9 protein-coding genes are annotated in these 13,714 nt (G+C 64.9%); all 9 read left to right on the forward strand.

From position 1 onward, the window contains the following. The first annotated feature begins 1 nt into the window (after position 1). The 9 genes from AC2TZ7_RS07670 to AC2TZ7_RS07710 all read left to right on the forward strand — a co-directional run bounded on the left by AC2TZ7_RS07670 (position 2) and on the right by AC2TZ7_RS07710 (position 13,666). Positions 2–979: an oligopeptide/dipeptide ABC transporter ATP-binding protein gene (locus AC2TZ7_RS07670; protein WP_078604030.1), complete on the forward strand. Its 978-nt coding sequence runs from the start codon at positions 2–4 to the stop codon at positions 977–979. Continuing rightward, entirely contained in the window at positions 976–1,989 is a 1,014-nt protein-coding gene (locus tag AC2TZ7_RS07675; protein WP_078539849.1) for an oligopeptide/dipeptide ABC transporter ATP-binding protein, read from the forward strand. Before AC2TZ7_RS07670 ends, AC2TZ7_RS07675 begins: the two co-directional genes overlap by 4 nt. A 150-nt stretch (positions 1,990–2,139) precedes the next feature. Beyond that, on the forward strand, positions 2,140–4,107 hold the full coding sequence (locus tag AC2TZ7_RS07680) for a bifunctional 2',3'-cyclic-nucleotide 2'-phosphodiesterase/3'-nucleotidase (protein ID WP_489866475.1): 1,968 nt from the start codon (positions 2,140–2,142) through the stop codon (positions 4,105–4,107). Between the two features lie 339 nt (positions 4,108–4,446). Then, positions 4,447–5,643 (forward strand): efflux RND transporter periplasmic adaptor subunit, encoded by a 1,197-nt coding sequence (locus tag AC2TZ7_RS07685; protein WP_489866476.1) that lies wholly within the window; start codon positions 4,447–4,449, stop codon positions 5,641–5,643. Positions 5,644–5,650: 7 nt separating this feature from the next. Next, on the forward strand, positions 5,651–8,737 hold the full coding sequence (locus tag AC2TZ7_RS07690; protein ID WP_489866477.1) for an efflux RND transporter permease subunit: 3,087 nt from the start codon (positions 5,651–5,653) through the stop codon (positions 8,735–8,737). 172 nt (positions 8,738–8,909) lie between these two features. Beyond that, entirely contained in the window at positions 8,910–9,095 is a 186-nt protein-coding gene (locus AC2TZ7_RS07695) for a PLDc N-terminal domain-containing protein (RefSeq protein WP_078519794.1), read from the forward strand. Between the two features lie 25 nt (positions 9,096–9,120). Next, complete coding sequence (locus AC2TZ7_RS07700) at positions 9,121–10,776, forward strand: FMN-binding glutamate synthase family protein (RefSeq protein WP_489866478.1); 1,656 nt, start codon at positions 9,121–9,123, stop codon at positions 10,774–10,776. Position 10,777: 1 nt separating this feature from the next. After that, positions 10,778–12,493, forward strand: a complete 1,716-nt coding sequence (locus AC2TZ7_RS07705) for a thiamine pyrophosphate-dependent enzyme (protein ID WP_489866479.1) — start codon at positions 10,778–10,780, stop codon at positions 12,491–12,493. 342 nt (positions 12,494–12,835) lie between these two features. Continuing rightward, complete coding sequence (locus tag AC2TZ7_RS07710) at positions 12,836–13,666, forward strand: fructosamine kinase family protein (RefSeq protein WP_489866480.1); 831 nt, start codon at positions 12,836–12,838, stop codon at positions 13,664–13,666. Positions 13,667–13,714 lie beyond the last annotated feature (48 nt).

The raw sequence follows: 13,714 nt of genomic DNA on the forward strand, positions 1-13,714 counted from the left end.
TATGCCATTGTTGGAAGTCAACGACCTCAACGTCCGGTTCGCAACGCAGGAGGGCGAGGTCCACGCCGTCAACGGCGTCAGCTTCGCACTTGAGCGCGGCGAAGCGCTCGGCATCGTGGGCGAGTCCGGTTCGGGCAAGTCGCAGCTCAGCTTCTCGATCCTCGGGCTGCTGGCCGCGAATGGGAAAGCCTCGGGCTCGGTGAAATTCGAGGGGCGGGAGATTCTGAACCTGCCCGAACCCGAGCTGAACAAGCTGCGCGCCGACCGGATCTCGATGGTCTTTCAGGACCCGATGACCGCGCTCAACCCCTATATGCGCATCTCGGACCAGATGGCCGAAGTGCTGATGCTGCATAAGGGGCTGAGCAAGCGCGCCGCCGTGGCCGAAGCTGCGCAAATGCTCGAACTGGTGAAGATCCCGGACGCGAAAAACCGCGTGCGCCTCTTCCCGCATGAATTCTCGGGCGGGATGCGCCAGCGCGTGATGATCGCGATGGCGCTTCTGTGCAAACCCGACGTGCTGATCGCGGACGAGCCGACAACCGCGCTCGACGTGACCGTGCAGGCACAGATCATGGACCTGCTGGGCGAGCTGCGCCGCGAGCTGGGCATGGCGACCGTGCTGATCACCCACGATCTTGGCGTGGTCGCGGGCTTCTGCGAGCGCGCGATCGTCATGTATGGCGGTCAGGTGATGGAGCAGTCGCCCGTCGATCCCTTGTTCGCAAACCCGACCCATCCCTACACCAAGGGCTTGCTGGCCGCGCTGCCGCGTCTGGATGCGGATCGCGCGATGACCCCGATCCGGGGCAATCCGCCGAACATGACCGGCGCGCCGAAGGGTTGCCCTTTCTGCCCGCGCTGCGATTTCGTCGAAGAAGCCTGCGCCGACGTGATGCCGCCGCTGGCGGAGTTTGCGCCGGGCCGCGCCCGCGCCTGTCACCGTTCCATTGAAACGATCGAGGAGGCCGCCGCATGACGACCCCGCTGATCGAGGCCCGCGACGTTCGGGTCACTTTCGACATCCGCCGCGCCTCGGACCTGCCTTGGACTGAGCCGCCGAAACTGCGCGCGGTCAATGGCGTGAGTTTCAAGCTGGAGCAGGGCAAGACGCTCGGAATCGTGGGCGAGTCCGGCTGCGGCAAGTCCACTTTGGCGCGCGCGCTGATCCAGATGCTGCCCGCCGAGGGCGAGATCATCTGGCAGGGCAAGACCGATCTGCTGCCGCTCTCGCCGCGCCAGATGCTGAAATACCGCTCCGACATCCAGATGATCTTTCAGGATCCGCTGGCCTCGCTCGACCCGCGCATGACCGTGGGCGAGATCATCGCCGAGCCGCTGCGCACCCATCGCCCGAAGATGGGCCGCAAGGAGCGCAAAGAGAAGGTCCGCGAGGTGATGGAGAAGGTCGGCCTCCTGCCGAACCAGATCAATCGCTACCCGCACGAGTTCTCGGGCGGCCAGTGTCAGCGCATCGGCATCGCCCGCGCGCTGGTGGTGGAGCCGAAGCTCCTGATCTGCGACGAGCCGGTCTCCGCACTCGACGTCTCGATTCAGGCGCAGGTGATCGCGCTCCTCGAAGACCTGCGCCGCGATCTGGGCCTGACGATCATCTTCATCGCCCATGACCTGAGCGTCGTGCGCCATGTCTGCGATGAGGTGATGGTGCTCTATCTGGGCCAGATGATGGAGGCGGGCGCGACCGAGAAGCTCTTCGCCGAACCGCAGCACCCCTATACGCAGGCGCTTCTGTCGGCGGTGCCGATCCCCGATCCGGAGATCGAGCGCAACAAGGTGCTGATCGCGCTGGAAGGCGATCTGCCGAGCCCGCTCAACCCGCCATCGGGCTGCCCGCTGCGCACCCGCTGCCCGCGTGCGAGCGAGATCTGCGCCACTACCCCGCCCACCGAAGAGGTCGCCGGACGGCAGGTCTTCTGCCACCATCCCGGCCCTGCCGCGGAAGTGCAGGCGGTGCTCTCGGAGAGCTGAAATCTTGTGCGGCGGGCGGGGTTTTCCCGCCCGCTCACACCAATTTGTGCGAGCTTACGTCGGGATATTTATCCGGACGGTCAAAGCACTGTTACGATCCTCGGATAGAGCGCTCCGGCAAGGAGCCAATTGTCTCGGAGGATCCCCCTTATGTCGCTTATTTCGCGTCGCCAATTCCTGATTACCACCACCGCTGCGGGCGGGCTCGTGATGGTCCACCCGTTCACCGCGCGCGCCGCCGAAGGGCAGGCCCACCTGCGCCTTCTGTGCACCACCGACGTTCACTGCCACATCCGGCCTTATGACTATTACGCCGACAAGCCCGTCGACACGGTCGGCCTGTCGCGCACCGCGACGCTGATCCAAGGGGTGCGCGCGGAAGCCGCCAACACGATGATGTTCGACAATGGCGACTACATGCAGGGCAACCCGATGGCCGATTACATCGCCTATTCCAAGGGGATGAAAGAGGGCGACACCCACCCGGTCATCGCGGGGATGAACCTGCTGGGCTACGATTGCGGCACGCTGGGCAACCACGAATTCAACTACGGGATGGATTTCCTCAAGAAGGTGAACGACCGCGCGAATTTCCCGATGGTCTGCGCGAACTTCGCGCATAAGCTCGGGGCGTCTCCGCGTGAGGATGATCTCTACCTGCCACCCTACCTGATCCTTGATCGTGACCTGACCGACGGCGCGGGGAACAAGATGCCGATCCGGATCGGCGTGATCGGCTTCGTCCCGCCGCAGATCATGCAATGGGACCGCGCGCATCTCGAGGGCAACTACCAGACCCGCGACATCGTGGAGGCCGCGAAGGCCTGGGTGCCGCAGATCAAGGAAGAGGGCGCCGATCTCATCGTGGCGCTCGCCCATACGGGCATCGACAATGGCCCGCAAAGCGACGGGATGGAGAACGCGGCCTTCTACCTCGCAGGGGTGGACGGGATCGACGCGGTGATCACCGGGCACCAGCACCTGAACTTCCCCGGCAAGGATTTCTCCGGCCCCGGCATCGACAACGACAAGGGCACGCTGCAGGGCAAACCCGCGGTGCAGGCGGGCTTCTGGGGCAACCATATGGGCCTGATCGACCTGATGCTGAGCCGCGACGGTGGCAAGTGGAAGATCGACACCCATACCTCGGAAATTCGTCCGATCTTCGCACGCGGCGAGGATCGTTCGATCACGCCGCTGACCACCGATTACAAGCCGATCCTCGCCGCCACCGATCAGGTGCACGAAGAGACGCTGAAATATGTCCGCGCCAAGGTCGGTGAGACCGAGGCGCCGCTTTACTCCTACTTCGCGCTGGTGGCTGACGATCCGTCGGTGCAGATCGTCTCGAATGCGCAGCTTTGGTACGTGAAGAAGCTGCTGGAGGGCACGCCCGAAGGCAAGCTGCCGCTCCTGTCGGCGGCAGCGCCGTTCAAGGCGGGCGGGCGCGGCGGCCCGGATTACTTCACCGATGTGCCCAAAGGCCCGGTGGCGATCAAGAACGTCTCCGACCTCTACCTCTATCCGAACACGCTGCAGGCGGTGAAAGTGACCGGCGCGCAGGTGAAGGACTGGCTGGAGCGCTCCGCGGGCATGTTCAACCAGATCGAGCCGGGTGCGAAGGATGCCAAGCTGCTCAACCCCGATTTCCCGTCCTACAATTTCGACGTGATCGACGGGGTGACCTATCAGATCGACATCACTCAGCCTGCCAAGTTCGACAAGGACGGCGCGGTGGTGAACGCCGATACGAACCGCATCGTCGATCTGAAATATGACGGCAAGCCGATCGACCCGAAGGCCGAGTTCGTGATCGCCACGAACAACTACCGCGCCTCGGGTGGCGGCAGCTTCCCCGGTGCGGATGGCTCGACGGTGATCTACCGCGCGCCCGACACCAACCGCGACGTGATCGTGCGCTATATCCACGACAAGGGCACGATCAACCCGAAGGCCGACGCCAACTGGTCCTTCGCGCCTGCGGGGGGCGCCACGGTGCTGTTCGAGACCGGGCCCAAGGCGCAGGACTATCTCGAAGACGTCAAATCGCGCGGACTGGATATCGAGCCCGCAGGCGACGGCGAGGGGGGCTTCGCGCTCTATCGCATCACGCTGTGAACTGCTTCGGACAGGGATCGAGAGGGGCGCCACCGGCGCCCCTTTTTCATGCGCTGCGGTCGCGAGGCCGTCTGCGGCCTGCATCTCGCGAACACGTGAACTCCGTGAACAGCGCGACCTGACAATGGGATTGCGGCGCAGAAATCTCGCACGGCTACATTTTTCAGAATTTAGATTTATAAAACAATGGGTAAGGAGGGTTTTCAATCCCGCGACTTCACGGCTCGCGGCATTCGTCTTTGCATTTTCGGCCGCGCGCGAGTGGCGACAGAACAGCGCGGACCTATCGTAGAAACGGAACAACGCCGGGAAAACCGGACAGCGGACAGGAGTTTCAGTATGTGTATTGGTCGGATGACGCGGCGTGCCGCGCTTGGGATGCTGCTTGCGGGCGGGTTTGCCACGCAGGCGCTGGCGCAGGGAATGCCGGGCGGCGCACAAGGCGCGACCGAGGTGGGCGTGTTGCAGGTCGAGACCCAATCCGTGCCCTATACCGTCACCCTGCCGGGCCGCGCCGTGGCCTATGAGCAGACCGATATCCGCCCGCGCGTCGCGGGCACCATCGCCTCGATCGACTACGAGGCGGGCCACAAGGTCGCGACGGGCGACGCGCTGTTTCACATCGACGACGACACCTATCAGGCCGAACTGACCGCAGCCGAGGCCGAGAAGGCGAGCGCCGACGCCAATGTGCAGGCGGCGCAGTCGCAAGTGGACCGCTATACCAAACTTGAGAGGACCTCGATCTCGGTGAGCGATCTGGAGACGGCGAGGGTCGCGCTCGCACAGGCAAAAGCCTCCGCGCTGAGCGCCGAGGCCGATCTGCAGACCGCGCAGCTCAATCTAGACCGCACGGTGATCCGCTCGCCTATTGACGGCTACCCGGACGTGGCGAGCGTCTCGGTGGGCTCGCTGGTTACGGCGAACCAGTCCGACGCGCTGACCACCGTGACGCGGCTCGATCCGATCTATGTCGATGTCTCGGAAAGCGCCGCGCGGATCATGCGGGTGCGCGAGCGCATCGACCAGGGCACGCTCGAGCGCGGTGATCAGCTCAAGGTCTCGCTGCTGCTCGAGACCGGCGCGGAATATGACGGCACTGGCACGCTTGTCAGCCCCGGCGCGACGGTGTCTGCGACCACCGGCACGGTCGATTTCCGGTTCAAGTTCGACAATCCCGACCGACTAATCCTGCCGGGCCAGTTCCTGCGCGCGAAGATCACGCTGGGCACGACACAGGCGATCCTCGTGCCGCAACGCGCGACCACGCGGGAAGGGGATGGCACCCTTTCGGCCTTCATCGCCGCCGATGGTGCGGCGAAGAAGGTGACGCTGACGACGGCGGGCACCTATCAGAACGCATGGATCGTGACCGACGGCATCGAGAGTGGCGATCAGGTGATCCTCGACGGGCTGAAGAACCTGCGCGACGGGGCCGAGATCAAGACGGTGCCGGTGACGATCAACGCGCAGGGCGTGGTGAAGGATGCCACGGATAGCTCCGACAATACCGCCGACACGGCGAAGGCGGAGTGAACCCGACATGATCCGTTTCTTTATCCATCGCCCCGTCTTCGCGATCGTGCTTGCGCTGGTGACGATGCTCGCCGGTAGCTACGCGATCACCCGGCTGCCCGTCTCGCAATATCCGGAAGTCGCGCCGACCACGATCCGCATCTCCGCGAGCTATTCCGGGGCCACCGCTCAGGCGGTCGAGAACTCGGTGACGACCCCGATCGAGGACTCGCTGACCGGGCTCGACGGGCTGCTTTACATTGAGAGCACGTCCAATCAGGGCTCTGCGCAGCTGACGCTGACCTTTGACGGTTCGGTCGATCCGATCGACGCCGAGAACGAGGTGCAGACCAAGATCCGCAAGGTCGAGAATTCGCTGCCCGATGCGGTGCAAACCTCCGGGGTGAGCGTGTCGCGCTCGTCCTCGGATATCCTGATGGTCGGCGCGCTGGTTTCGACCGATGGGAAATATTCCACGGTCGAGCTGGGCAATATTCTGGACACCGAAGTGAAAGGCGCGATTGAGCGCACCTCGGGCGTGGGCGGGATCAACGTCTTCGGCTCGGGCTACGCAATGCGGGTCTGGCTCGATCCTTACAAGCTCGAGCAATATCAACTGACGCCGACCGACGTGACCTCGGCCGTGCAGGCGCAGAACACGACCGTCTCGGTCGGCTCGCTCGGCGATCTGCCCACGACCGAAGGCCAGCAATTCACCGCGACCATCACCGCGCAGAGCCAGCTGACCTCGGTCGAGCAGTTCGAGAAGATCCTTCTGAAGACCGAGGCCGACGGCTCGGCGGTCTATCTGGGCGACGTGGCGCGGATCGAGATCGGTCAGGAGGATTACGGCAGCAACTCCAGGTTCAACGGGATGAATGCCGCGGGCTTCGGCGTGAACCTCGCGAACGGCGCGAATGCGGTGGATACGGCCTCGGCGGTACGCGCGACGCTGGACCGGATGTCCTCGTCGCTGCCCGAAGGCGTCGAATTCCAGAACGCCTATGACACTTCGCCCTTCGTGCAGCTCTCCATCGAGAAGGTCTATCACACGCTGGCCGAGGCAATCGTGCTGGTGCTGCTGGTGATCCTCGTCTTCTTGCAGAAATGGCGGGCGACGCTGATCCCGATCGTCGCGGTTCCCGTGGTGCTGCTGGGCACATTCGCGGTGCTGCTGGTCGCGGGCTATTCGATCAACACGCTGACCATGTTCGCGATGGTGCTGGCGATCGGCCTGCTGGTCGATGACGCGATCGTCGTGGTGGAGAACGTCGAAAGGGTGATGGAGGAAGAGGGCCTCAGCCCCCTCGAGGCCACCGAGAAAAGCATGTCCCAGATCACCGGCGCGCTGATCGGGGTGGCGCTGGTGCTCTCGGCAGTGTTCTTGCCGATGGCCTTCTTCCCGGGCTCGACGGGGGTGATCTACCGGCAATTCTCGGTGACGATCATCACCGCGATGGTGCTCTCCGCCGTGGTCGCGCTGATCCTGACGCCTGCGCTGGCGGCAAAGCTGCTGCGGCCTTCGACGGGCCGCGCGATTGCGCCTGCGCGCGCCTTCAACACGGGCTTCACGAAGATGCAGGCTAGCTACGCCAGCGCGGTGGCCCGTATCGTGCGCAAACCTTTCCTGATGGCGCTGGTTCTCGTGCTGGTGCTGGCGGGGGCGTGGGGCGTGATGACACGGCTGCCCTCGTCCTTCCTGCCGCAGGAAGATCAGGGCGTGCTGATGGCGATGGTGAACCTGTCCGAGGGGTCGACCACGGCGCAGACCTCGGATGTGGTCGATCAGATCACGCAATACTTGCTGACGCAGGAGAAAACCGACGTGTCTTCGGTCTTCGCGACGCTCGGGTTTTCCTTTGGCGGCGGCGGGCAGAACACCGCGATGGTCTTCGCCAAGCTGAAGGATTTCGACGACCGCACCGGCGCGGATCAGACCGCTGCCGCCATCTCGGGCCGGGCCAATGCGCATTTCGCGGGGCTGCGCGCGGGGCAGGTCTTCTTCCTGCAACCGCCCGCGATCCGCGGTATCGGCAACTCCTCGGGTTTCCAGATGTATCTGGTGGATCAGGGGAACAATGGCACGACGGCGCTTAAGGAGGCGGGCGAGCAGCTCGTGGCCGCGGCGCAATCCGACAGCCGTCTGACCAATGTCCGCGTCAGCGGCGACGAGAACAAAGCGGCGCTGCAGCTCGATATCGACCAGCAGAAGGCCGAAAGCTTCGGGCTGACGCTGAGCAATCTCAATTCGATGCTCTCGGTGATCTTCAGCGGGAGATCGGTGAACGACTTCGACCTCAACGGAAATCTGCGCCCGGTGATCGTCCAGGCGGACGCGCCCTACCGGATGCAGCCGGAGGATATCGACACTTGGTATGCGCGCAACGCCTCCGGTGAAATGGTGCCGTTCTCGTCTTTCGCGACGACGAAATGGGTCTCCGTCGCGCCGAAACTGTCGCGCTATGACGCCGCCAATGCGATCGAGATCTCGGGCCAGGCCTCGGACAGCGCAAGCTCCGGCGCGGCGATGGATGCGATGGAGCAGCTGGTCAGTGACCTGCCCGGCGGCTACGCGGTCGCCTGGACGGGGCTGAGCTATCAGGAACGCCAGTCCGGCGATCAGGCGCCCTATCTCTATGCGCTCTCGGTGCTGGTCGTCTTCCTCTGCCTTGCCGCGCTCTACGAGAGCTGGTCGATCCCGCTCTCGGTGATGCTCGCCGTGCCGGTGGGGGTTCTGGGGGCGCTGCTCTCGGCCTGGGTCTTCGGGCAGTCGAATGACGTCTACTTCAAGGTGGGTATCCTCACGACGATCGGCTTGGCGGCGAAGAACGCGATCCTGATCGTGGAATTCGCCAAGAACCTGGAGGCCGAGGGCAAGGAGCTGATCCCCGCGACCATCGAGGCGGCCCGGCTGCGCCTGCGCCCGATCCTGATGACCTCGCTCGCCTTCATGCTGGGCGTGGTGCCGCTGGCGATTGCGACCGGGGCAGGGGCGTCGGCGCAGAACGCGATCGGCATCGGCGTGCTGGGCGGCATGGCGGCCGCGACCTTCATCGGCGTCTTCATGGTCCCCGCCTTCTACGTGCTGATCCGCAAGCTGACGCCGGGGCGCTGAGGCCAAGACCTGCCCCCAAAGCCAAGGCGGCGGCGCTACGCGCGGGGCCGCCTTGGCGATCAATCACTTCCGCTTGAAACGGCGAAAGCGGGGAACAAAGCGCTGAAGGCGCAAGTTTCCCTGCCAAGGAACGCCGGTAAGTACCGGGAAAAACCGATAAAGGAGTGAAGTTATGCTGAGCATGATCGGGGGCCTCGTCGTCCTCATCCTCGATATCTGGGCCATCGTGTCGATCCTTGGCTCGGGCGAATCCACCGGCAAGAAAGTGCTGTGGATCCTGTTGATCGTCATCCTGCCGATTATCGGCTTCATCATCTGGCTGCTCGTCGGGCCGAAAGGCGCCAAGGCGACAGTCTGAGCCACGCAGAGCCGGGAGGGACGATATGAACAGCATCATCCGCAACATCGTCCCCCTCGGCTCGCTCTTGATGTCTGTGCTGGCGCTCGCGCTGGCCGTCTGGATCAGCCCTTGGTGGCTGATCCTTTTGCTTGTGACGGTGCCGCTTCTGGCGCTCAGCCTCTACGACTATTTCCAGAAAGACTGGACGATCACGCGCAACTATCCGGGAGCGGCGCGCATCCGGTGGCTCGCCTATGATCTGCGGCCCTTCCTGCGGGCCTATATCGTCGAGGGCGATCTGGAGGGCAAACCCTACCCCTATGAGGCGCGCAACCTCGTCCATGCGCGAGCCCGCGGGCAGACCGACACCCATCCCTTCGGCACCGAGCGCGACGTGGAAGGCGCTGAATACCAATGGGTGAACCATTCCATCGCGCCCGCCGAGCATCCCGATAAAAGCCCCCGCGTCACGGTCGGCAACGACCAATGCGCGAAGCCCTATTCGGCCTCGGTGCTCAATATCTCGGCCATGTCCTTTGGTGCGCTGTCGGCCAATGCGGTCGAGGCGCTGAACCTTGGGGCGAAGCTCGGCGGGTTCTACCACGACACGGGCGAGGGCGGCTTCTCGCCCTATCATCAGGGCCACGGTGGCGACATCGTCTGGGAACTGGGCTCGGGCTATTTCGGGGCGCGCGACGATGCGGGGAATTTCGACCCGGAGCTGTTTGCCGAGCAGGCCAGCCGCGATCAGGTCAAGATGACTGAGATCAAGCTGAGCCAGGGCGCGAAACCCGGCCATGGCGGGTTGCTGCCTGCGGCGAAAGTCACCGAGGAGATTGCCGAGACCCGCAAGGTGCCCGCGCATCAGGACTGCCTGTCCCCGCGCGGTCACAAGGCGTTTTCGACGCCTGCGCAGATGATGGAATTCGCGGCGAAGATGCGTGATCTCTCGGGCGGCAAACCGGTGGGCATCAAGCTGTGCATCGGCCAGCCGCACGAGGCCTTCGCGGTCGTGAAGGCGATGCAGAAGACCGGCATCTATCCGGATTTCGTCGTCGTCGACGGGGCCGAGGGCGGCACCGGGGCGGCGCCGCTGGAGCTGTCGGATCATGTCGGCATGCCGCTGATCGACGGGCTGGTGCTGATGCGCAACGCGCTGGTCGGCGCGGGCGTGAAGGACAAGGTGCGGCTGGCGGCGTCCGGCAAGGTCTATTCCGGCTATGGGCTGGCGCAGAACCTCGCGGTCGGGGCGGATTGGTGCAATGCCGCGCGGGCCTTCATGTTCTCGATCGGCTGCATTCAGGCGCAGCGGTGCCACTTGGGGACCTGTCCGACCGGGGTGACGACGCAGGACAAGAGCCGCCAGCGCGGCCTCGTGCCCGAGGTACAGGGCCCCCGCGCGGCGCGCTTTCATGCCAAGACGCTGGAGGCGCTCGCCGACATCGTCGCCGCCGCCGGGCTGGAGCATCCGAGCGCGCTGCAGCCCCATCACATCGTGCACCGCACTGCCGTGCGCGAGGCCCGCACGATCGACAAGATCTATCCCTTCCTGCCCGCGAATATCCTCAACGACGATCCGGGCAGCACCGATTACGCGGACTGGTGGGAAGCGGCCGATGCCGACAGCTTCAAGCCGCGCATCGACCTAGATGCCAAGCGCACCAGCCTGCATCACAAAGCCGATTTGAAAGAGGCCTGACATGAGCAAGAGCGTATCTGACATCATCGCCGAAACCCTCGTTTCGGCGGGCGCGCAGCGCGTCTACGGGATCGTGGGCGACACGATCAATCATTTCACCGATGCGGTGCGCCGCTCGGACCTGAGCTGGGTCCATGTGCGCCATGAAGAGGTCGGCGCGCTCGCGGCAGGTGGCGAGAGCTACATGACCGGGGAGTTGTCGGTCTGCGCGGGGACCACCGGGCCGGGAAGCCTGCATTTCGTGAACGGCATTTTCGAGAGCCACCGCAACGGCGCGCCCGTGGTGCTGATCGCCTCGAATATCGAGCGCGCGGAGGAGGGCTTGGGCTTCCCGCAGGAGGTCGATCAGAAGAAGATCTACGAACAGGCTTCGGTGTTCTGCGAACGGATCAGCCATCCCGATCAGGCGCGCCGCATCACCGCGCAGGCGGCACAGGCGGCGCTGACCAAGGGCGGCGTCGCGGTGGTCATCGTCAATGGCGACATGTTCCGCGAGACGGCGACGGACGATCTGCAATGGGCGGTGCATCGCCCGCAGCCGGTGATGCGCCCGTCGGAAGCGGAACTGGACGCGCTGGCGGGCATGATCGCCGAGGCCGAACGGATCACGATCTACGCGGGCATCGGCGCGCGCGGGGCGGCCGCGCAGATCCGGGCGCTGTCGGAGCGCCTCGCCGCACCGGTCGCGCATACCACGCGGGCGAAGGAATTCATCGAGCCGGACATGCCCAACAATGTCGGCATGACCGGGATCCTGGGCAATCGCGCGGGCATGGAGGCGATGGGCGATTGCGACCTGCTGCTCTGTCTGGGCAGCGATTTCGCCTATACGCAGTTCTATCCGGGCAAGGCCAAGATCGTGCAGCTCGACATCGATCCCACCCGGCTGGGACGGCGCGCGCCGATCCATCTGGGACTTGCAGGCGATGTCGGCGATACGATCGACGCGCTGCTGCCGCGCCTTGCCCCGCGCGAGCCCGGTAAACATCTCGACCGGGCGTTGAAGAGCTATGCCGATGATCTCAAGGGCTATCTGGAAAGCGCGGAAGAACCCGACCCGAGCCTCATCCACCCGCAGCACCTCACCGAGCTGCTCGACCGGTTCGCGGCGAAGGATGCGATCTTCACCGCAGATGGCGGCTCGCCCATGGTCTGGCTGCTGCGTCACCTCAGTGCCAATGGCGAGCGGCGTTTCCTGACCTCGCTGCTGCACGGCACGATGGCCAATGCCTATCCGCAGGCGCTGGGCATTCAGGAGGCCTACCCCGAGCGTCAGGTGATCGCGATGTGCGGCGATGGCGGGATGAGCATGCTGATGGGCGATCTGCTGACGCTGGTGCAGGAGAAGCTGCCGGTGAAGCTCTTGGTCTATAACAACGCCTCGCTGGGCTTTGTGGAGATGGAGCAGCGGGTGGAGGGGATGCTCGACGCCTTCACCGAGCTGCACAATCCCGATTTCGGCGCGATGGCGCGGGCGATCGGGATGGAAGGGATGCGGGTCGAGAGCGCGAGCGACCTCGAAGGCGCGGTGCGCGACTGGCTCGCCGCTCCGGGGCCTGCGCTGCTCGATGTGAAGGTGAACCGGATGGAGCTGGTGATGCCGCCGAAGATCAAACCGGCACAGGTGGGCTCGACCGCGCTCTTCGGCGTGAAGGCGGTGCTCAACGGGCGTGCCGATGAGGTGGTTTCGCTGATGCGCGACAACTTCCTGCGCTGACCGGGGCCGGGGCTAAACGCAGCCGCCGCAAGGGGTTCGCGGCGGCTGCTGCCCGACGGAGACGAGTGTGGGGAATCTCCATCAGGGTCTCGTGCTGTCCCAGAGGGACAAAAACGGACGAAATCTCCGGCCCGAGCGCGCTGCACGCTTTGCCTCGGCACGAAGGCGTCCAAATGTCTATGCTGCGCGAAGGCTGACCTGCCAAGGGCAGGCTGATCGACGGCAACAAAGGGCATTTGCAACGGATGGAACCCGTCACGCAACCGTAATCCTGTCGCTCAGAGCGGATATTCGCCTGTGGTGCCGAATGAACGGGCAAACGACCGAAAACAGGAGGGCAACATGGACGAAACGGCGCGGATATTGGCTGAGGCTTCGCGCCTGCTGGAAATCACGCTGCGACGGGCCGAGCCGCTGGCAGGCGGCGACCTGAGCCCGGTGCTGGCGCTGGACCTGCCGACCGGAGAGCGGGTGATCGTGAAGGGCGGTCCGCGCCCCGAGATCGAGGCGAGGATGCTGCGGGCGCTCGCTGAGGCGGGCGCGCGCGTGCCGAAGGTGATCGCGGCCTCTCGGGTCTGTCTCGTGATGGAGGCCCTGCCGCAGAGCGGTGGGCTGCGGGGCGCGGGGTGGCTGGAACTGGGCGAGACGCTTCGGCGCCAGCACCGCGCGCCGGAGGCACCGGATGATACGCCTTACGGCTGGCCCGACGATTACGCCTTCGGCCCGGTGCCGATCCCGAATGCAGCGCGCACGACATGGCCCGAGTTCTGGGCCGAGGCACGGCTGCGCCCGTCGCTGCCCGTCTTGCCCGCGCCGCTTGCGCGCCGTGTCGAGACGCTCGCCGCGCAGATCGACGAGCATCTGCCGCCGCGCCCGTTCCCGTCCTTGCTGCATGGCGATCTCTGGGCGGGCAATGTGCTGGCTGATCAGGGGCATCTGAGCGGGCTGATCGACCCGGCCTGCTATTACGGCGACGGCGAGGTCGATCTCGCGATGCTGCATCTCTTCGGTGCGCCGGGGCCGGAATTCGCGGCGGGCTACGGGGCGCTTGAACCCGGCTGGCAGGCGCGGCGGGCGATCTATCAGCTCTGGCCCGCACTGGTGCATCTGCGCCTGTTCGGTCCGGGCTATCACGGAATGGTGGCGGCTCTGCTGGACCGGATCGGCGTCTGAGAACGAAAACGGCCGCCCAAAGAGGCGGCCGTTTCAAGTCACGATGTC

It is taken from the genome of Thioclava sp. ISO4, assembly GCF_058105145.1.